A 19278-nucleotide genomic window follows, 5' to 3' on the forward strand; every position below is an offset into this window, starting at 1 on the left:
TCCATGGTCAACGATCTTCGAAACGAAAATCCCAGGCCGTTGACCTGGGATTTGTTGGGTGGACGATACTGGGATTGAACCAGTGACCTCTTCCGTGTCAGTGTAGTTCCGATCATGGTTTGACCTGGGGTTTCTCCAGAAGCCGCAGGTCAGTGCGGAACGTTGGGGTCGGTTGACGTCCGTTCGGAGCGGTTTGGGAATGTCGTTTGCTCCCGCCGGGAGCGCGTTTGGGCGGGAGCAGACGGGACCACGGCCACTACATCTCTGCTGAATTGGGCCTGAGTTGGTGGAGCCGATTGCTGCTGTAGCAGCGAGAGGGGTCGCTGTCCGGTCGACGCTGCCCTGGCTTCACCGGGGGCTTCTTTGGGCGCCACCGTCGCATGATCCCGAGTTTGCGGGCTGGGCGCCTGTCCTGGATGGCAATGCGGGTCGGGACGCAGAATCCGGGGCTGCGGGGTGCGCCCTTCACTTCTGGTGTACGCAGGGGAGTGGCGCGAAGTGGGCAAGCCGATTGAGAGGTTGCGAGCTTCGCAGCCGTCCGTCCGCGTGCGCATTTGATCGCTCGCCAATTATGGAGCCGCTGCGATATCGTCTGCGACCTCGCAGGCTCACCGCAACATGTAGCCTGACCTGCATGGATGAATTTTCGGCACGCGCAGTGTCACATGGGTGCCCGCTCTCTTTGGAGAGCGGGCGTTTCGCATGAACGGTCATCCTGCCGCCCTCGACTTCCTTCGACGGGCGGAACCGGCAAGCCGGATGAGCTGCGCGGATGACACTTTCGGCAGGCACAGTGCCCCAGCATCGCCTGCCACCTGGGACTGTGTGCGCGGCCAGCGCCAGCGTCGCGGCGCCGTACCATGCCTCGCTGTGCCATGCCTCTTATGTGCCGACCGCTGACATGCGAGTTGGGAAGAATCCGGGCCTACTTAACCCTTCCCCGGAGAACCGGTAGGTGAGTGCCCTGGAGATCACGTCGACCGGTGGGTCACCGTTCTCGATGATGATTGACTGCCCGGGGAAGTCCAGCATGTCTCGGTAGAAGTGGTCGACGACGGTTGATGTCAGGTTGATGTCATCGTCGGCCGATTCGGTGATGGGATCTCGGTAGGTGACAACTGGAGAGTCAAGGACGACAAAGCCCAGATGAGGTGTGGAATTATCGAGGCAGTACTTAGCCAGCGCGGTCGTAAATGCCGAATGCAGGACCGAACGAACACCCTTACCGCGATTAGCCCGGTGTCGATGTCCCGCACGAATGTCCATGGTGTACTGGTCGTACTCCGCGAACTCCACAGCGGGTACCTCCCAGGCATCCAACGTGCGGCGGAGCGTCTCGTCGAACACGGACAGAATCCGGGTGGGGACGTATTCGGCAGGTCGAGTCGCGGGCACGGCTCCCTCTCCCACCAGCCGCGACCGTCGCTCCTCCAGCTCGTTGATGCGTTCGTGGAGTTCCAGGGCCCGCTCGACGGACGAACGGGCCTGCAAGATCTCCTGCAACCGCCCGCGTATGGGCGTAATCAGTTCCTCAGCTCCCGCAATTTCCTCATCGATCCGAGCAGTCTCTTCGATGAGAGATGCCCGCCGAGCGCTGAGGTCGTCGAACTGCGTGCGCAAGTCCTGGATCGTGGGGAGCAAGTCGGTGAGCAAGGCGTTGGTCTTCTCGGTCTCGTTCTGTACCGCAATGTGCAGCTGGGTAGTTTCGTGCTCTCCGTGACCCGGCTTTTGATGCTCGGGCTCCGCGCCGCAGAACACGCAGATGCCCACCCGGAAGAAGCCGAGGATGCTGCCTGCTTCAGTCACCATTTCCAAGCGGGCGAGGTCTGATCGGTACTGGGCCGCCAAGAGGGAGAATCTGGACACGAGGTCGCCGATCTCCGTGAGGCGCGGTTCCACCTCTGCCAGACTCTCGGCAGCACGCATGCGGGCGGAAACGGCATTGAGATGGCGATCGCTAATCGTACGCAGAGCGCTGGAATGCTCGTCGATGGAGGCTTGGAGACGAGTCAGACGAACACGCAGTTCTGTGACACTCTCGCTCGTGGTCAGCTTGGTCTGCAGGTCAACGATGATCTGATCGAGCAGGCCGATCTTCCCCTTGTTGACGCGGCGTTCTCCCGCATTCGGTCCCGTGGCAACCTCCGGGTCGCCGTCCCCGGTGAGCAGGAGCCTGACGACCGAGGCTGCTGCTGTCTTCCCGCTGGCGGCGCTTGAGTGCAGTACCGGCGGCAGCGGATCAACCATTCGTGTTTCAGGGATGACGGACAGGTGCACGAGGTCACTCAGGGTCAGATCGCGGGTGCCACCAGCGTCGTTCTTGCGAATCTTCCGTTCGGTCAGACCGAGTTTGGCGAGGAGAAATAGGGAAAGGCTGTTTCTGCTGCGAGCCGTGTGCGCCGCCGTGACCTGCGTGTCAGCAGGCCGCGTCACCAGATGTCTGAAGTCGCCACCGTGGATCTGGATGGTCTTATTGCGGGGAACGCGGAGCAGGGTCAGTGGGCTGCCGTCCGGCAGGCGCAGTCCAAGCAGGATCTGGCTGTAGCCTTCGGCTTCGGCTACCAGCTCCAGGTTGCTGCCGCCGAGCATGTACTGGATGGATTCGGCGATGAATGACTTGCCAGTGTCTGAGGCTCCGTAAATGACGGTTAGGGCCGGGTCGAACTCTACGCTCGCGTCCGGCTTGTTGGTCCCGGCGTAGGTCAGGTGAGTCAGGCGTAGGTTACTCATGGCCGGTCTCAGCGGTAGCGCGGTTCACGATCTGCCGGGTGGCTACACGAGTGTCCACGCCGGGGAAGTAATGGTGGACCACCCACTCGGCTCGTTCTCGTAGGAAGCCGGCGTAGGGCGCTTCGAGGACGTCGACGAACACTGGGCCCTGATCGGTGGCCGCGTACATCAGTCCCTCCCGCCGATCCACAACGCCTGCTAGACCAGCCCTGATTAAGACCAGAAGTGCCTGCTCCAGGACGGCGCGCTTCATCCCCAGTTCTCCTGCTCGCGCGGGCAGGCCGGGATGCAGACTGGGTGGACCGTCGAACTCACCACTGTGGAGCAGAACATGATCCAGCACGACCAACTGGCCGAGGTCCAGTGGCTCCGGGTGGCTCTCGGCTAAGAGGACAAGCGCACGTACTCCAACCTCGAGCGGGCTGTTGAGCGGATTCACTTCTCTCCCTTCCGGCACCAAATCAGGCGATCCATATTCGCCAAGTGATGGCATATCCCTTTGCGGGTGCTCGGCTGCACGAACGGCGTCAGGATCGTCGGGGTCAACTGCACGCTCCCGGCGGCGTTCATGACAGCGCCGTGGCGTTCCCACCCGTCCGGATGGGAACAGTCCGCCACTTCCACGACGATGTCGTACACGTCCTCCATCACCTGTTCGAAGTATTCCGGCGTGGTGGCGTCACGGGCGAACACGCGCAGTGATTCCGCGGCGTAAAAGGCCACACGCTGTCGCTTCAGGTGCGCGTCCGCTGCCGCGACGCCTGACACATGCTCCAGGTTGCTGATCGTGTCGGGATACCGCTCGCGGTAGACATCGAGGAGATGCTGGACGTAGCGGCTTTCGAACTCGCCGTGCTGCTCGGGCGGAACAATCTTCTCGGGACCGCGGCTGAGCTGGGCATGTGGAAAGCGTGCAGCCCAGTGGGGTGTGGTGCTGTGAAGTTCGAGCATCTCGTCGAGGTCTACACATTCGAACATCGAGAAGTCGGTGCCTGCAGCCAAGTCCCTGATCTCTTGACGCTGTACAGGGGTCAGAACAGTCACGCACTTATCCTTGGCCGTATCGAACTCGGCCAGGAATTTGGCCTTGCTGCCGGTCGGCTTCGCAAGATCGCGTGATAGGGCCCGTGAAATTGCGGGGGCTACGAAGACATACCGCGTCGGGACAGCGAAGTGGCCAGCCCACGCGGACACGAACATCTTGCGCATCTCGACGACAGCGATGGACCAGGTGAGAGCGGAACTGTATCGCTTGCACTGATAGTTGTGCCACTCACCGTCCAGCTTCTGCTGTGACAGGTAGCCAGCTACGTCGATGCCGTGGTCCCCCGAGCCGCCATGTCGCTCGACACGGGTGTACCGCGTCTCGAGTGCCGGAACCCACTCCTTCACGAACTCCTCGAATTCGTCCGGGTCGTAGAAGGGGACAATCTTCTTCGGCGGTGGCATCGACGCCATGCGCAGCGTAGGGGGCAGCACCGTCAGCGGTGACTGCCCTGCGCTCGCCGACTGCGCCTCCTGCGTATTCAACACCCCACCTCCATGCAACAAACGACCGGCAGGCGCGGCCGGCAGGATAGCCGCCGCTCTGCCGGCCCACGCCGGGCCGCACCGCACGTCACTCGTACTTCATGATGAATCAGAGGTACGACGAAAACATCGGTGATCGCCCTTGACGGTGTGATCGTTATAGAAGGCGCGGTTTTGTCGCCTTGTGGGCCCTGATGAACCACCTTCACGAACTCCGAGGCGGTACGGTCGCGGTCAACCTCGGCTGGCCCCTCAGCGGTTCCACTCATGACGGGTCGTGAAGCGTGAAGGAAGTGTCTGGGAAGGTGGAAGAACTCCCGACGGACGATCTGTACCGCTTCAATACTTGCCGTATAGCGGCTGACCTGCGGTTTGACGTGATGAGGCGGTGCGGGGAGGATCGCGGCTTGCGCCTCTTCGCCTCTTTACATGATCATGGTCCCAGTGTTCGGATGGCTTGTCTTTCGGGGCCGCGGTCAGGCGTGCAAGGACATCGCGATCATGGTGCTGAGACATGAGGTGGCGGTCTGCGGCGCCGGACTGGGACGATAGGGCGGTCCTGGCCGCGCTGACCATACTCCTGCCGCACCGGCTACGGGCTCATCGGCTGGGGCACCCTGCTGGCCTGGCATCGCCGCCTGGTCAAACGAGGATGGACCCACCCGAACCGGACGGCCGCCTCGCCACACAGCAAGGAGATCGGTGACCTGATCGTGCGGCTGGCGGGCGAAAATCCGGATGGGATACCGTCGGGTGCACGGTGAGCTGGTTCGTCTCGGCCATCGGATCAGCCCGGCGACCGTATGGCGGATTCTGCGGGCCCGCCGGTCCGGTCTTGCTCCCCGCAATGCCGGCACCTCGTGGCGGACGTTTCTGCGCGCCCAGGCTGAAGGGCTGCTGGCCTGCGCTCCTTCTCTCGTCGATTCGATCTTCCTGAAGCGTTGCACGTGCTGTTCGTGATGGAGGTGTCGACCCGGCGCGTGCACATCCTGCGCGGGGGCGTTCCCCGAAGTGTGGACACCGGTTGTTACGCGATGAGCAGCACTTTATCGGGTTGCTGTTCGTAATCGATCGGGCTGAGGTGGCCCATGACCGAATGCCGTCGTCGAGTGTTGCAACGGATGGGGCTTCCCCAAAGTGTGGACACCGGTGGTCATGTAGCGAGTAGCACCTTATTGAGGGAACGCTGCTCGTACTCGATAGGGCTGAGGTAGCCGACGGTGGGGTGTCGCCTCCGGGTGCTGTAGCGGGTGATCCATCAGTGGGCGTTTAAGTATGGCTCGCAGGGTTACGTCGCTATTGTCGCCCGTGGCATTCGGGGTATTTGCACGGTAGATGCACTCCCACCCAATTTGTGATGCCGACCTTGACGACCGTTTAATCCGCTTCCACAACCCGGATTCCGTCTAGTCTATCGATGACACAGAAACGCCCGAACCGGCAGATGCCGCCAACGGCAGCACTGTTCGTGTAAGAGCTGTCCCCATGAACCCGCAGAAACCATACCCCAGCGACATATCCGACGCCCGATGGACACTCATCGAGCCCACCTTAACCGCCTGGCGGAAAGCCAGACTCGATCGCCGGCCCGCCGGCCAGCCAGCGGCCGTCGACCTGCGCGACATCTTCAACGCCATCCTTTACATCAACCGCACAGGAATCCCCTGGAAGTACCTTCCCCACGACTTCCCCAACCACCAAACCGTCTACGCCTACTACGCGGCCTGGCGCGACGAGGGGATACTCGCCCAGCTCAACTACGACCTGACCGGACTGGCCCGCGTCAAGGCCGGCCGCACGCCCGAGCCGACCGCCTCCGTGATCGACACCCAGAGCGTCAAAACCTCCACCAACGTACCTCTGGCCAGCCAGGGAACGGACGCCGCCAATTATCTGGGGCTGGATGTTATGCCGGGGCCGGGTGGATCGGGGCAGGTCAGCGATGGTCTGACCGTATGGTTGCCAGAGATAACTACAGGTTCTCCAGGAAGGCGAGCAGGCTGTCGCCGGGATGGTAGCGCCGGGTGCCGAGACCGGGAGGCTCGGTCCGGGCCAGAGCCTTCTCCTTGGTGGCCAGGTCGGCGTGCAGGTAGATGTCGGTGGCCTTCGTACTGGCGTGGCCGAGCCAGAGCGCGATGATGGAGGTGTCGACGCCGGCGTGCAGCAGCGCCATCGCCGTGGTGTGACGCAAGGTGTGCGGGGTGACGTTCTTGGAGGCGAGGGTCGGGCAGGTGCGGGCCGCGACGGGGACGTACTTGGCGAGCAGGTCGGCGACGGCGTCGCGGCTGAGGCGTCCGCCGGTGCGGTTGGGGAACAGCGGATCGGCCGGTGCGGCGTGACGGTCGATGATCCAGAGCTGGAGCAGGCGGGCGGTGGGCCGGGTGAGTGGGGTGGCGCGCTGTTTGCGGCCCTTGCCGGTGCAACGCAGGTATGCCCCGGTTCCGAGCTCGGCGTCAACACAGGTCAGCGAGGTGAGTTCGGAGACGCGCAGGCCGGTCTGCATGGCGACGAGTAGCAGCAGGTGGTCGCGGCGGCCCAGCGGTGTGGACTGGTCGGGAACCGCGAGTAGCGCGTCGGTTTCGGCGCGGGTCAGGAAGCAGACGTCGGTGGACTCACGGCGTTTCTGGGGGATGGCCAGGACGCGCTGGATGAGCAGGGCGTGCTCGGGGCAGCGCAGCGCCGCGTAGCCGAACAGGGAGTGGATCGCGGCCAGCCGGGCGTTGCGGGTGGCGATACTGTTGTTCCGGTCGGCCTCGAGGTGGTCCAGGAAGCCGCCGATGAGGTCGGCGTCGATGTCGGCCAGGTTCAGGGCTGCGGGTGGTCGGCCGAGTTCGGCCTGGGCGTAGTGCAGGAGCAGGCGGAAGGTGTCGCGGTAGGCGGCGACGGTGTGTCGGCTGGCGCGGCGGTCGGTGAGCCGAGCGGTGAAGAATCCCTGCAGGATCGGGGCCAGGCTGGTCACGACGGCTCCTTCCAGGAGGCTTCCAGGCGCTTGGCGGCTTCGGTCATCAGTTGCGGGCAGGCGTGCAGATACCAGTACGTTGTCGCGGGACTGATGTGTCCGAGATAGGTCGACAGAGCCGGCAGTAGGTGCGCGACATCGGCTCCGGCGGCGTACCAGTTCGCCATCGTGGTCACCGCGAAGGTGTGCCTGAGGTCGTAGAGCCGCGGCTTGCCCGTCCCGGCCGGTGCGGTGATCGCCGCCGTCTTCAGCACGCGGGCGAAGGCCTTGCTGGCGCTGGTGTGGTTCAGGCGGGTGCCGGCGGAGGAGACAAAGAACGCTGCGGTGGACGGATGCGGACACAGTTCCTCGCGCCGCGCCTGGTAGGCGGCGAGGTGCTCGGCGGTGCTGGAGTGCAGCGGGACCAGGCGGGACTTGCCGAACTTGGTGTCCCGGATCAGCAGGAGGAGGCCGGTCAGGTTCACGTCGCTGCGGTTCAGGCCCATCGCCTCCCCCGTTCGGATGCCGGTGGCGGCCATCAGGCCGATGAACGCCTCGATGGTGGCGGCGCGAAGCGGGTTGGCGAGCCTCCGTGCCGCCCGCAGCATCGCGGTGATCTCCGTAGGTGAATACAGATGGGGCGCGCAGCGGTCCGCCGTGCGCGGGAGCAGGTCCGTTGGCGGGACCTCGGTGCGGGCGTCGAAGGCGGCCTGGAACCGGGCGAACTCGCGAACGACGGTCAACCGCGCCGCCCACCAGGACGTATCCGCCCCAGCCGGGGCCGTGGCCCATTCCACTGCCGCGGTGACTGTGACGTGGTCCAGCCCGCGGGTGTCGCAGAAGGCGACGAACTGACCGAGCATCCGGCCCTCGACCTTCAACTTGTAGCCCAGGCTCCGGCGGATCGCCAGGTAGCGGTCGACGGCCTCACGCAGTGTCGTCATCGCCGACCGCCATCGGCCAGGGCCGTATGACCGCGGCAAGCGCGGTCAGGTCGACCTTCGCATAGATCGCCGAGCTCGCGTGGTCGTTGTGCCGCAGCAACTCGGCGACCTCGGACAGCGACCCGCCGCCGGCCAGCACCCGGCAAGCGACGCGGTGCCGCAGCCGATGGGCGCCGATCATCGCGATGCCGGCCTGTGACGAAGCGCGGCGTGGCACCATCACGATCGACTGCCGTTTCATCGGTGCATCCGGGCCGATCGTGCGCGTGAACACCTCCCGCAACGCCGACGGCCGACGGCCGTCGCGCAGCCAGTCGGCCAGGGCGCCGCCGACGTCGGACGGAAGCGGCATCCGATCGATGCGGCCGCCTTTGCCCCGAACCGTCAGCTCGCCGCCGCGCCAGTCGATGTCTTCCAGGCGCAGCCGCGCGACCTCCACCGCCCGCAGCCCCAGCCTGGCCATCAGCAGCAGGACCGCAAAGTCCCGCCGTCCGACCGCCGTGGACCGGTTGCACGACGCGAGCAGCGCGGTTACTGCCTCGTCGTCCGCGCCGATCGGAATCCCGCTCAGATGCCAGCCGGCAACCGACGGCACCACCGGCGCCAGGTCACGGTCGATGTCGCCTGCCGCGAACAAGAACCGCAGCAGCGACCGCAGACCCGAGGTCATCGGTTTCATCGAGCTGATCGCGTAGAGCTGCGACATCTCCAGCACGAACGCCGTCACCGCCTGCGGACCGATCCGGCCTAATTCCAGCCGTCCGTCTTCGATCTGAGTGATCAAGAACTTGCCGGCCCAGTGGAGGCGCAAGTCCACCGTCTGCTCGCCAAGTCGACGCTCACGCTCCAGCCAGCGGCGATACCTTTCCAGCACCGCATCGACCGGACCTGGGGTGCGCGGCTCCTCAGCCGGGACCAGCCCGAGCCGGCGAAGATAGCCCAGCATCGGCCGCAGCGAGCCAACGGTCCGCCATCGCCGGCAGCCGCCGACTCGCCGCGCCGCGACGAACGCTGCGATCCGCTGGGTGCCCAGCTCGGCGGGAGCCAGACCCTCCTGGTCCAGCCAGCGGCTCAGATGCGCCAGCACATACGCGTGGTCCTGAGCGGTCCGCGGCATGAACCCCTGACGGATCAATTCCAGCCGGAACTCGTGCACCAGCCCAGTCAACGGCCCCGACACCCTGACGGGGTAACGGCCGTCCGTCGCTGCCTTGACCATGTGCTCACCTCCATCGAGAACCCTTCGATGAAGGAGACGGTGAAGGTCCGGGGTTATGACGTCAGTTCACAGGCCGCGCCATCATCAGCCAGCGCTGATCCACCCGGCCCAGGCATAACATCCAGCCCCAGATAATTGGCGTTATCCCGGGACCGGGATAACGCCAAGAAGATCGTAGGCCGGAAGCGGGGCATCGCCACAGACGCGCTCGGCCTCCTCCTCGCCGTCACCGTCACCGCCGCAAGCCAATCCGAAAACGCCGTAGGAATAAAACTGCTCAACAACGTCAAGAAGACCCACCCGACCATCACCAAAGCCTGGGTCGACACCGGATTCAAGAATGCCGCAGTCGAGCACGGAGCCCGCCTCGGAATCGACGTCGAAGTCGTCAGCAGGAACCCCGACGTCCGCGGCTTCGAAGTCGTCAAAAGACGCTGGGTAGTGGAACGCAGCCTCGGCTGGCTTATGTTACGACGACACCTGACCCGCGATTATGAAACCCTTCCCGCCAGCTCCGAAGCCATGATCCACATCGCTTCGATCGACAATCTCACCAAGCGCATAACGGACGAGAACACACCAACCTGGCGAGACACCTACTAGAACATATGGTGCGTTTTACTCAAATTAAACGCCCTCTCAGAAGACGGCCAGCAGCCAGATGGACCAGGCGCAATGTCACAACTACTTACGGTGCCAGAGAGGATGTTTCCCGGCAGTCACATCGCGAACCTGTCACCAGAGAACCCCGCAGGCCAGAGCCTGTGACACAATTTCGGTATGCTCGCGCAAAAGGTGGAACAATTCTCGGCACCGACACGAACGGGCAGCGATGGAGGGGAGCGGGGATGGACACGCAGATCCAGGTCACTGGTGGTGACAGAAGTGAAGAACTCGCATCGCTGTGGTCTTGGCTGAAAGATGAAGATGAACTACGCGGACAAGTCAGCCCGATGGAAAGCCGGATTGGGGAAACCGATCTAGGTGGCGCCGTGATCCATCTAGCGAATCTCCCCGAGCTGGCTCTTGAATCATGATCAACTTAGGCTGAGTGGCATTGCGTCCAGAGGCTTCTACATCGACGCATCCTTCAGCGTTCGTGGCACACGACCTGCGCGGATGACATTATCGGCAGGCGCAAAGTGGAGAGAGGACGATAAGCACCAGACTTGCCATGCAGCCAAGCCCGAAAACAAGCCACACGGCCCGCCGGCGCCAGGCTCCGCCCACCCATCGCCTATTCCGGGCCGTATGCTTCGCGGTAGACCTTGCGATTGCTTCCCAATCGGCCACGTTTCTGGATGAGATGGGCAACCATAGACGGCGTAATTCTTGACGACGTTACCTCTTGATGAGGTGATCGACCAGCCCTTCTACGTGGGCGTTGCTGTTGGGCACCCGAGATTGTGTCAGCGGGGAGGCCGTATCGATGCCCGTCGGGTTGGCGGCTCTCTGCGGTTGAACAGCAGCCGGATCAGCCGGAATGCCCGCTCGCTGATCTGATCCGACCCGTACATCGCGGTCACCACGATCGCCACCACAAGGACCAGTTCGATCACCAGGACCACATAGCCGAGCAAAGGGTTGATGGCGGCGACCACCGTAGGTGAACCGACGGCGGCGGCCCAGGTCATCACGTGGCGGAAAAGCGGAGCGGACGGTTGGGGAGAAACGGGCATGGGCTAAGGAAATGATGCCGGGCTGGATGTCCAACAGGGTCGTGGACGGGTTGCCCCTGCAGCGTGACACATTGCGTCTTGCGCTGGACGCGGGTGATCGGGTTCGGACATTTGCCTTTGAACCGCTCCCGCTGGTCGTACGCTGTCGAACATCGGCGGACACTTTCGGACAGGGGCTGAGTGTGGATCACGGGCCAGACATTGAGGATCTGGACCTGGAATCGGTGACCACCCGAGAGGACCTGGCCGTGGCACTGCGCGAACTGCATGTGCGCGCAGACAGTCCTTCCCTGCGGTACTTGGAGCGATGGGCGGCCAGTCATCAAGGAGCGGCCGCGCTGTCGAAGGCAACGGTCAGTGACATGCTCCGTGGCATCCGCTTCCCGCGCAGAGCGGTACTGGAAACCTTTGTCGAGGCCTGCGGAGTTCCCGCCCAGCAGCTGGCACCCTGGCGTCGAGCCTGGACGAAAATCGCCAGTAAGGAGAAATACCGGGCCGTCGATGAAATCGCTGAGGCACAACGGCTGCGTGAGCAGGTTCTGAGCGAGGCCAGGCAGCATGCAGCCGCCATCATCGCTGTGGCAGAAGCTCGCGCCCATCAGATCATCATCGCCGCGGCGGCGGAGGCCGGTATCGAACTACCGGATCCAGGAATTCAGCTGGATGGTGCCTGGGCGGTGTTCCGGCGAGGGATCCTCAGCCGCCTTCCCACCGCACCAGGCGAGGTCCTGCTCATACGGGATCGCATCGAACACCGCCGCTACGTACAGGTCTGGTGGCAAGTGGACGGATTCCACGCCGAGACCCCCAACAGTCATGTCATCAAAGGAGTCACGGAGGAGATGCTGCTCACCGCCAGCGATGAACAGGCCCTCGCGGATGCGGGCTGGCAACAGCCTTTCCGCGACGTCATCCAGTACAACTGGTGGATCAACCTGGCTCACACATCATCGGAGACCATGGCCACTATGGCCGTCGCCGCTTTGCATAAGGTCCAGAAGGTAGAGAGCACTTCAACCCTGGAGTTCTTGGCCAGCCGAGATCCCAACCAATTGGGCAGTGGCGTTTCGGAATCCGCCTGGGAGAGCGCCTGGCCGAGCCTCGACGGAGAGCAAGCGAATCCCAAGAGTAAAGATGATCCCCCTGAAGCGACCGCTAAGCCGACCTGAGGACGGGCAGATTACTCCTGACGGGTGTCGGGCCTCGGGCGTGAACGCAACCGCGCGGCGGCCCTGGGCGCTCAGCTGGCTGATCTACTGGATCGGCTGCGAGGTCCTCCTCTGGGCTGGCAACCATCCCGACACGTTTCTCAAGCAGTCGGTGATGCTGCATACCCAGGCTGAGGATCCCGTCTCAACTATGCTTGTGATCTTGTTGTTAACCGCTCCATTCTAGTGAGCGATAAGGCGGCCGAGGGAAAGTATGGCCCAAGCGTATGGGCGAGAGCTGTATTCAATCGCTTTCGCTCCGCTCACGCGATGGCTATTGTCGCCTTCACGACATAGCGTCGCGGCATGGTCGCCGGGAGGAATCGTGAGCGAACGAGATGACCTGCTGGACGCTGTACGGGGGCAACTGCAGCAGGTCAGCGCAACCGGTGATCCAACACCGCTCCTGACGGCTGCTGCGGTTGCTCACGCTAAGCGCCTGACCGCGCTGCTCATCGGCCAGGAGAAGCTGACTGGTGCCGACATGGTGGCCTGGCATGTACTGGGCTGGTGGCATTGGTACCGATACCAAGCCCTGCCCGAAGGGCAAAATCGAGATGATCTGGTCGCTGCGGTCACCAGGTTCGGTGCCTGCTTTCTGGCCGGCATCACTGATGAAACCCTTCCCGAACCATTACTGCCGTTCCTGGCGGATCAGGCAGCCCCTGCTGCCCTTGCCATGCTCGGCACTGTTATGCACTCAACTGATGGGGAACTGCTGGACCAGGTCATCCGTCTGTGGCAGCGGATCACCGCCCTCACCCCGCCCGACCACCCCGACCACGCCAGATCCTTGGGCAACCTGGCGATCGCCCTGCGGGCCCGGTTCGAGAACACCGGGGTGCAGGACGATCTGGACCGGGCCATCGCCATCCAAGAGTATGCGGTCAAGTTCACCCCGCCCGACCACTCCGATCACGCCGGATTCCTGAACGGCCTGGGGATCTCCCTGCAGATGCGGTTCGAGAACACCGGGGTGCAGGACGATCTGGACCGGGCCGTCACCGCCCAGGAGTATGCAGTCAAGCTCACCCTGCCCGACCACCCCGACCACGCCGGACGCCTGAGCAACCTGGCGACCGCCCTGCGAGCCCGGTTCCTGCGCATTGCGGTGCAGGCCGATCTGGACCGGGCCGTCACCCTCGAGGAGTATGCGGTCAAGCTCACCCCGCCCGACCACCCCGATTACGCCGCGCACCTGAACAACCTGGCGATCGGCCTGCAGGCCCGATTCGAGCGCACCAGGGTGCGGGCTGATCTGGACCGGGCCGTCACCGCCCAAGAGGATGCGGTCAAGTTCACCTCGCCCGACCACCCCAATTACGCCGGACGCCTGACCTGCCTGGCGATCGGCCTGCAGATGCGGTTCGAGAACACCGGGGTGCAGGCTGATCTGGACCGGGCCGTCACCATCCATGAACGTACGGTCAAGCTCACCCCGCCCAACCACCCCGGCTACGCCGCGTACTTGGGCAGCCTGGGGATGGCGTTGCAGATCCGGTTCCTGAGCACCGGGGTACGGGACGATCTGGACCAGGCCGTCACCATCCAGGAGCGTGTGGTAGAACTCACCCCGCCCGACCACCCCGACCACGCCTCACGCCTGACCGAACTGGGGATCCGGTTCCAGATCCGGTTTGACCACACCGGGGTGCAGGCCGATCGAGAGGCAGCGGTGTCGGCCTATGAGCGGGTGACCGGGAACAAGACGGCGGCGCCCTCCTGGCGGATCCGTGCCGCCCGTGAGGCCGCACGCTTGACTGCCGGAACCGATCCGGCACAGGCGGCCGGGCTGCTGGAGACCGCGGTCCGGCTGCTGCCGGAGGTGAGCCCACGCCAGCTGGAACGCTCCGACCAGCAGTATGCGATCCGCGAATTCGCCGGATTGGCCGCTGAAGCGGCGGCCCAGGCCATGGCCGACCCCACCACCCCCGCTGACCTACGCGGCCAACGGGCACTGCGGCTGCTGGAGGCCGGCCGGGCCGTGATCCTCAGCCAGATCCTGCATACTCGCAGCGACATCAGCGACCTCACCCGCCGCTCTCCGGACTTGGCCGCCCGCTTCACCACCCTGCGCGACCGGCTCGATTCCCCCGCCTCCCCCGCCGCTGACCCCATCGAATCGCCTGGACCCGGTGCGAGGGCTTGGCCGCGGCCGTGGAAGGACGCTCGCCGCCAAGTGGCCTCCGAGCTGGCCGACGTCCTGCACCAGATCAAGGGACTAGACGGATTCGCTTCCTTTGCCCAACCCCCTACCCTCGATGAACTCCAGGCGCAGGCGGGTGCCGGGCCGATAGTCACCTTCAACATCAGCCCTGTCCGCAGCGACGCCCTCATCCTCACCCGCCTCGGCGTAGCTCCTTTGCATCTGCCGGACCTAGACCAGGCGACGCTGACCGACAAGATCAACGACTTCCACCAGGCCCTAGCCGACAGCACCCGCCGCCGCGACACGGTCAAACTCGCCGCCCAGGAAAAGATCCGGGACGTGCTGGCCTGGCTGTGGGAGGTCGCGGCCGGGCCGGTCCTGCACCAGCTCGGCATCCACGAACCGCCCCGGGACGGGACCGATGTGAGGCAATGGCCCCGGCTGTGGTGGGCGCCAGGAGGGCTGCTCGGGCTGCTGCCGATCCACGCCGCCGGCCACCACACCTCCGACCCCGACCCGGATCATCGCTGCGTGATGGACCGGGTCGTCTCCTCCTACACCCCCACCATCACCGCCCTGCGCTACGCCCGCCAGCACACCAGCAACCAAGCCCCGCCCACCGGTGACGAGCAGGCGCTGATCGTCGCCATGCCCACCACCCCCGGCCTGCGCTATCGGGGACGGCTGCCAAAGGTCGCCCGGGAAGCCGACCTGGTCGCCGCCCGCCTGCCCGGCGCTATCAGGCTCACCGAGCCCTCCCGTCCAAGGGCCGCCACCCCGGGCGCTAACGCGACGGGCATCGCCACAGATATCTCCATAGATCAGGAGCAGGTGACACCAACCAGGGCCCATGTACTGGCCCACCTGCCGGACTGCGTGATCGCGCACTTCGCCTGCCACGGCCAAAGCGACCCCACCGACCCCTCCCAGAGCAAGCTTCTGCTGCACGACCACCAAGACGATCCACTCACCGTGGCCAGCCTGGCCCCCCTCACCCTGCGCAACGCCCGGCTGGCCTACCTATCGGCCTGCTCCACCGCCCTCACCAGCGATACCCAGCTGCTGGATGAAGCCATCCACCTGGCCTCCGCCTTCCAGATGGCCGGCTTCCCCCACGTCATCGGCACCCTATGGCCGATCTCCGACGCCTACGCCGTGCAAGTCGCCGACACCTTTTACACCATCCTGACCAGCCACGACCCAGCAACAGATGCAGGACCAAACGCAGGGGCGGGGGCGAGCGTGGACATCAGCCGAGCCCCCTACGCCCTCCACCACGCCGTCCAGACACTGCGGAGCCAATTGCCCCTAACCCCATCGCTGTGGGCGGCCTTCCTGCACACAGGCGCATAACCTCATCCACGCCGCCACAGATGGGCATGGCGTAACCGGCATCCGTCCTACTAGCCTCGCCTATTCGCGGTGGCTGAAGTGAGCTCGTCCGAGATGATCGGTTAGACAGCAAAGAGTGCCCCTGATCTGGAAGATTGTGGATTGTCTAGATCAACACGCTTCCAGAGCGAGGAGCACCCTTCGCATGCAGACTATCCCGAAGTGGATGACAGGGCTGGCCGGTTACGGTCGCCGGTCATGGTGTGGTCTCTCACGTGGGCACCGCGGGGTTGCGGATGCTGGCGTTCAAGTCCGGTCTGACCGGCGAGCTGAGGTCCGCGTTGCGGGTGCCGGGCCGTCAGGTGCTCCACGACCGTGGGCAGGTACTCACCGATCTCGGGGTGATGATCGCTGATGGCGGGACCGCGATCCGGCACATCCGTACCCTGCGCGACCAGGGCGAACTGTTCGGCCCGGTCGCCTCGGCGCCAACAGCCTGGCGGGCATTGCAGGAGGTGACCCCTCGCCAGCGTGACAAGCTGGCCGCCGCGCGCGCCAAGACCCGGCGGCGCGTCTGGGAGCTGATCACCGCCAGGCACGGGAGCATGTCGGGTCCGAAAACCCGGATTCGGCTTGTGACCTGCGATGTTGTCGCACGATCAGGATGGTTTTCGTCTGGCAGGATCGCGACTCATGTTCGTGTCGCTGCTCTACCTCTCGCTGGTTCGGCTCGGCCAGTTGTTGCTGTTGCGGCTACGTACCGACACCAGTAAGGACGTGGAGATACTCGTCCTGCGCCATCAGCTTGCCGTCCTGCGCCGCCAGACCGGTCCGATGCGCCCCTCGCCGACGGACCGGGCGCTACTGGCCGTGCTGTCCCGACTGCTGCCCCGGATCCGGTGGCCGGCCTTCGTCGTGACCCCGGCCACGCTCTTGCGCTGGCACCGGGACATGGTCCGGCGAAAGTGGACTTATCCGCGGCGCCGGCCGGGCCGTCCACCGATCTCGAATGAGATTCGCGCGCTCATCCTGCGTCTGGCAGCCGAGAACCCGACGTGGGGGCATCGGCGTATTCATGGGGAGTTGGTCGGCCTGGGCTACAAACTGGCTCCCAGCACCGTATGGCTGATCTTGAAGAAGGCCGGTGTCGACCCGGCACCGCGCCGATCCGGATCGACGTGGAAGCAGTTCCTCACCGTGCAGGCCAAGACCATGCTGGCCTGCGACTTCTTCACCGTCGACACCGGGTTCCTGAAACGCATCTCCGTGCTGTTCGTGATCGAGGTGGCTACCCGGCGAGTACACCTTGTCGGGGTAACAGCGCACCCGAGCGGGGCATGGGTGGCTCAGCGAGCCCGCAACCTGCTACTGGACGCCGACGGCTGGATCGGGCAGATGACGCTCCTGTTCCGCGACCGGGACAGCAAGTTCGTCGCCGGCTTCGATGCGGTGTTCGCCTCGATCGGGGTGAGAGTTGTGCAGACTCCTCCCCGAGCGCCCGTCGCGAACTGCTATGCCGAACGCTGGGTGGGTACGGTACGCCGCGAGTGCACTGACCGCATGCTGATCTTCAGTGAACGACACCTGCGAACGGTCCTGGCCGAGTATGTCTGGCACTATAACCGGCACCGTCCGCACCGATCCCTGCATCAACGCCCGCCGAACCCGCGCTCTGAAGTGATCAGTTTGGAGCAGGCATACGTTGCCCGGCGCCAGGTCCTCGGCGGGCTGATCAACGAATACTCGCAGGTCGCCTGACCGAACACGGATTCTCGGACCCCACAGTCTCTGGGCGGTTCAAAGACCAACCCGTTCGTAGCCGGGCGCGACGGCGCACTCGCATGCGCCCGTCAGCGATGGCCTCGGCTCGCGCCTCGTACGCCAGGACAGCCGCGATGGCGGCGTCGATCTTCTTGCGGGACTTCTTCGATTCCTTGCGGATCAGATGTCCTTGCGGGACCTCGTAGGTGACCGCGTTCGCGACGTGGCGGGCCAAGTCCGGGTTGCCGTCATGGCGGATGCCCTCGGCCAGATGCGCTGCGGTATGGAAGCGCTCGATCGCCTCGCACATCTGTCGGGCACGGGCCGGGCTGAACTCGAAGACGATGTCCCGGTTGTCCCGGTCGGCCTCGGTGAAGTCCAAAGCCCAGGTGCCCACCACGTTCTGCCAGTACGACGGGTCGGCGTACACCCACTCGACCCGATGGGTGGCGAACGCTTCGCGCATCCGCTTGTCCACCAGGAGGGTGTCCACCTGCCAGTCGGCCGCGTTCTTGGAGAACTTCGGGTCGGGCTGCTCGTCCAGGTGGATCATGAACAGCTTGCCGTCGCGCAGACGGCAGCCCACGATCGCCGTGGAGTCGCTGTACAGCGAACCGTCGAACCCGATGCTGATCTGGTCACCGGCCTTGATCGGGTCGGTGTCGTCGGCCAGGCCATCCCAGATGGGCTTGGCCATCCAGGCGTCCGCGCTCTCCTGGATCTTGTTGAGGTAGAAGCGATACGCCTGAGCCTGCGAGGTCCTGGGGTCCTGGATGGCGTCGATGAGGCCCTGAATGTCCACCCAGTGCGAGTCGCCGTACGCCTGCCTCAGGCCCAGCTCGACGGCCTCAATGTCGTTCAGGTCGATCTCGTCGGACTCGGCCTCAACGCAGTCGTAGAGCAGCTTCCCGTTCGGCTTCTTCTGGAACGCCTCGTAGGTGCGCTGCGCGACCGAGTCCTCGTTCGGGTTGAAGGCGTTGGTGGACTCCACCATCCGCGAGCCCGAGCCGGCCGTCTTGCGGATGTTACGGTCGAGCGTCTCGAAGACGGTCGTGCCGCCGTTGCTCGGCACCCAGTGGTGCGTCTCGTCGCCCACCACGAAGGTGGGCCGCGCGCCCTCCAGGGTGCGGCTGGAGCTGGTCACCGGCTCGATACGCCCCGGGCGACCGGAGCGGAACTGAATCCGCTCCTTGCCGATCTCAAGGTCGTACTCGAACTCGGCCGGCGAGCTCGCCAGCATCTGCCGGATCATGTCCCGCGTATTCGCGGTCTGGTCGATCGAGGTAGCCGCGATCTGCACCAACGGCAGGCGGACCCGCTTCCCGACCGGGAAGCCGTTCTCGTCGAAGTGCGAGAACCGGCAGGGCCCGATGAACTCGATGATGGCCAGAGCCGCCAGGACCGGCTTACCCCAGCCCTTCGACCTCCGCAGACAGGCGGTGCTGTACAGCCACTTGCCCTTGGCGTCGATCGCGTACAGCCAGAGGATGAAGCGCTTCTGCTCGATGGTGAACTGCCAGGGCTCGCCCGCGTTCTCGCCGTCCGGCTGGACGATGTACGTCTCAGCCCAGCGGAGGATCTGGTAGCCCAGCGAACGCGACGGGTGGGGAACTCCCTCTCTGAGGTTGCCTGTTTGCACAGGCATCACCCCCCACGTGCCGAAGGCACTACGATCTGTAATTTGTGACGGAGTTATCCGCAGATGCGCACACCCGGACTGGTGCCAGGCTTGAAGCGGTTTTCGCGGCTCCGCAGGGCATCGATGAACGGGCTAGCGACCCATCCGCG

General features: G+C 64.6%; 13 protein-coding genes and 2 pseudogenes. 7 read left to right on the forward strand and 8 right to left on the reverse strand.

Annotated elements, in window-relative coordinates:
- Positions 1-882: 882 nt before the first annotated feature.
- From Aple_RS08300 to Aple_RS08310, 3 genes are read right to left on the reverse strand one after another with little or no spacing between them, the layout of a single operon-like run.
- Positions 883-2730, reverse strand: a complete 1848-nt coding sequence (locus tag Aple_RS08300) for an ATP-binding protein (RefSeq protein ID WP_155343899.1) — start codon at positions 2728-2730, stop codon at positions 883-885.
- Complete coding sequence (locus tag Aple_RS56000; RefSeq protein ID WP_308805497.1) at positions 2723-3223, reverse strand: ABC-three component system middle component 2; 501 nt, start codon at positions 3221-3223, stop codon at positions 2723-2725. The genes Aple_RS08300 and Aple_RS56000 overlap by 8 nt, the downstream gene beginning before the upstream one ends.
- Positions 3166-4263, reverse strand: coding sequence for an ABC-three component system protein (locus tag Aple_RS08310; RefSeq protein WP_218038185.1), 1098 nt, complete (start codon positions 4261-4263; stop codon positions 3166-3168). Before Aple_RS08310 ends, Aple_RS56000 begins: the two co-directional genes overlap by 58 nt.
- A gap of 1482 nt (positions 4264-5745) precedes the next feature.
- On the opposite strand from Aple_RS08310, the pseudogene Aple_RS08315 reads away from it, so the two are divergent.
- Positions 5746-6147, forward strand: a pseudogene (locus Aple_RS08315) (transposase); the annotation flags it as partial.
- Between the two features lie 85 nt (positions 6148-6232).
- Here the strand turns inward: Aple_RS08315 and Aple_RS08320 are convergent.
- The 3 genes from Aple_RS08320 to Aple_RS08330 are packed head-to-tail and all read right to left on the reverse strand — an operon-like array spanning position 6233 to position 9361.
- Entirely contained in the window at positions 6233-7219 is a 987-nt protein-coding gene (locus Aple_RS08320; RefSeq protein ID WP_155343901.1) for a tyrosine-type recombinase/integrase, read from the reverse strand.
- Positions 7216-8142: a tyrosine-type recombinase/integrase gene (locus Aple_RS08325; protein ID WP_155343902.1), complete on the reverse strand. Its 927-nt coding sequence runs from the start codon at positions 8140-8142 to the stop codon at positions 7216-7218. The genes Aple_RS08320 and Aple_RS08325 overlap by 4 nt, the downstream gene beginning before the upstream one ends.
- Positions 8126-9361, reverse strand: coding sequence for a tyrosine-type recombinase/integrase (locus Aple_RS08330; protein ID WP_155343903.1), 1236 nt, complete (start codon positions 9359-9361; stop codon positions 8126-8128). Before Aple_RS08330 ends, Aple_RS08325 begins: the two co-directional genes overlap by 17 nt.
- A gap of 144 nt (positions 9362-9505) precedes the next feature.
- Here Aple_RS08330 and Aple_RS08335 point away from each other — a divergent pair.
- Positions 9506-9964: pseudogene (locus Aple_RS08335) on the forward strand (transposase); the annotation flags it as partial.
- A 245-nt stretch (positions 9965-10209) separates the two neighbouring features.
- On the forward strand, positions 10210-10398 hold the full coding sequence (locus Aple_RS08340) for an effector-associated constant component EACC1 (protein ID WP_155343904.1): 189 nt from the start codon (positions 10210-10212) through the stop codon (positions 10396-10398).
- A gap of 372 nt (positions 10399-10770) precedes the next feature.
- Here Aple_RS08340 and Aple_RS08345 read toward each other — a convergent pair whose 3' ends face one another.
- Complete coding sequence (locus Aple_RS08345; RefSeq protein ID WP_155343905.1) at positions 10771-11040, reverse strand: hypothetical protein; 270 nt, start codon at positions 11038-11040, stop codon at positions 10771-10773.
- Between the two features lie 26 nt (positions 11041-11066).
- Here Aple_RS08345 and Aple_RS08350 point away from each other — a divergent pair, with 26 nt between their 5' ends.
- The 4 genes from Aple_RS08350 (at position 11067) to Aple_RS08365 (ending at position 17487) form a co-directional block, all read left to right on the forward strand.
- The gene (locus Aple_RS08350; RefSeq protein WP_155343906.1) at positions 11067-12209 is read left to right on the forward strand and encodes a TY-Chap domain-containing protein; all 1143 of its coding nucleotides are present in this window, start codon (positions 11067-11069) and stop codon (positions 12207-12209) included.
- 364 nt (positions 12210-12573) lie between these two features.
- Positions 12574-15750 carry a CHAT domain-containing tetratricopeptide repeat protein gene (locus Aple_RS08355; RefSeq protein WP_170321345.1) on the forward strand — a complete coding sequence of 1059 codons (3177 nt, stop codon included), beginning with the start codon at positions 12574-12576 and terminating at the stop codon, positions 15748-15750.
- Between the two features lie 254 nt (positions 15751-16004).
- Positions 16005-16502, forward strand: coding sequence for a hypothetical protein (locus Aple_RS08360; protein WP_170321346.1), 498 nt, complete (start codon positions 16005-16007; stop codon positions 16500-16502).
- Entirely contained in the window at positions 16423-17487 is a 1065-nt protein-coding gene (locus Aple_RS08365) for an integrase core domain-containing protein (RefSeq protein ID WP_155343909.1), read from the forward strand. Before Aple_RS08360 ends, Aple_RS08365 begins: the two co-directional genes overlap by 80 nt.
- Here the strand turns inward: Aple_RS08365 and Aple_RS08370 are convergent.
- The gene (locus tag Aple_RS08370; protein ID WP_155343910.1) at positions 17462-19135 is read right to left on the reverse strand and encodes a terminase TerL endonuclease subunit; all 1674 of its coding nucleotides are present in this window, start codon (positions 19133-19135) and stop codon (positions 17462-17464) included. The two genes, Aple_RS08365 and Aple_RS08370, sit on opposite strands and share 26 nt — an antisense overlap.
- Positions 19136-19278: the final 143 nt, after the last annotated feature.

This window comes from Acrocarpospora pleiomorpha, from assembly GCF_009687885.1.
Taxonomy (GTDB): domain Bacteria; phylum Actinomycetota; class Actinomycetes; order Streptosporangiales; family Streptosporangiaceae; genus Acrocarpospora; species Acrocarpospora pleiomorpha.

Bases quoted from the DNA above. Each gene is read 5' to 3' on its own strand.
- Aple_RS08300 (WP_155343899.1), bottom strand. From the start codon at position 2,730: ATGAGTAACCTACGCCTGACTCACCTGACCTACGCCGGGACCAACAAG.
- Aple_RS56000 (WP_308805497.1), bottom strand. From the start codon at position 3,223: ATGCCATCACTTGGCGAATATGGATCGCCTGATTTGGTGCCGGAAGGG.
- Aple_RS08325 (WP_155343902.1), bottom strand. From the start codon at position 8,142: ATGACGACACTGCGTGAGGCCGTCGACCGCTACCTGGCGATCCGCCGG.
- Aple_RS08330 (WP_155343903.1), bottom strand. From the start codon at position 9,361: ATGGTCAAGGCAGCGACGGACGGCCGTTACCCCGTCAGGGTGTCGGGG.
- Aple_RS08340 (WP_155343904.1), top strand. From the start codon at position 10,210: ATGGACACGCAGATCCAGGTCACTGGTGGTGACAGAAGTGAAGAACTC.
- Aple_RS08345 (WP_155343905.1), bottom strand. From the start codon at position 11,040: ATGCCCGTTTCTCCCCAACCGTCCGCTCCGCTTTTCCGCCACGTGATG.
- Aple_RS08350 (WP_155343906.1), top strand. From the start codon at position 11,067: ATGTCCAACAGGGTCGTGGACGGGTTGCCCCTGCAGCGTGACACATTG.
- Aple_RS08365 (WP_155343909.1), top strand. From the start codon at position 16,423: ATGTTCGTGTCGCTGCTCTACCTCTCGCTGGTTCGGCTCGGCCAGTTG.
- Aple_RS08370 (WP_155343910.1), bottom strand. From the start codon at position 19,135: ATGCCTGTGCAAACAGGCAACCTCAGAGAGGGAGTTCCCCACCCGTCG.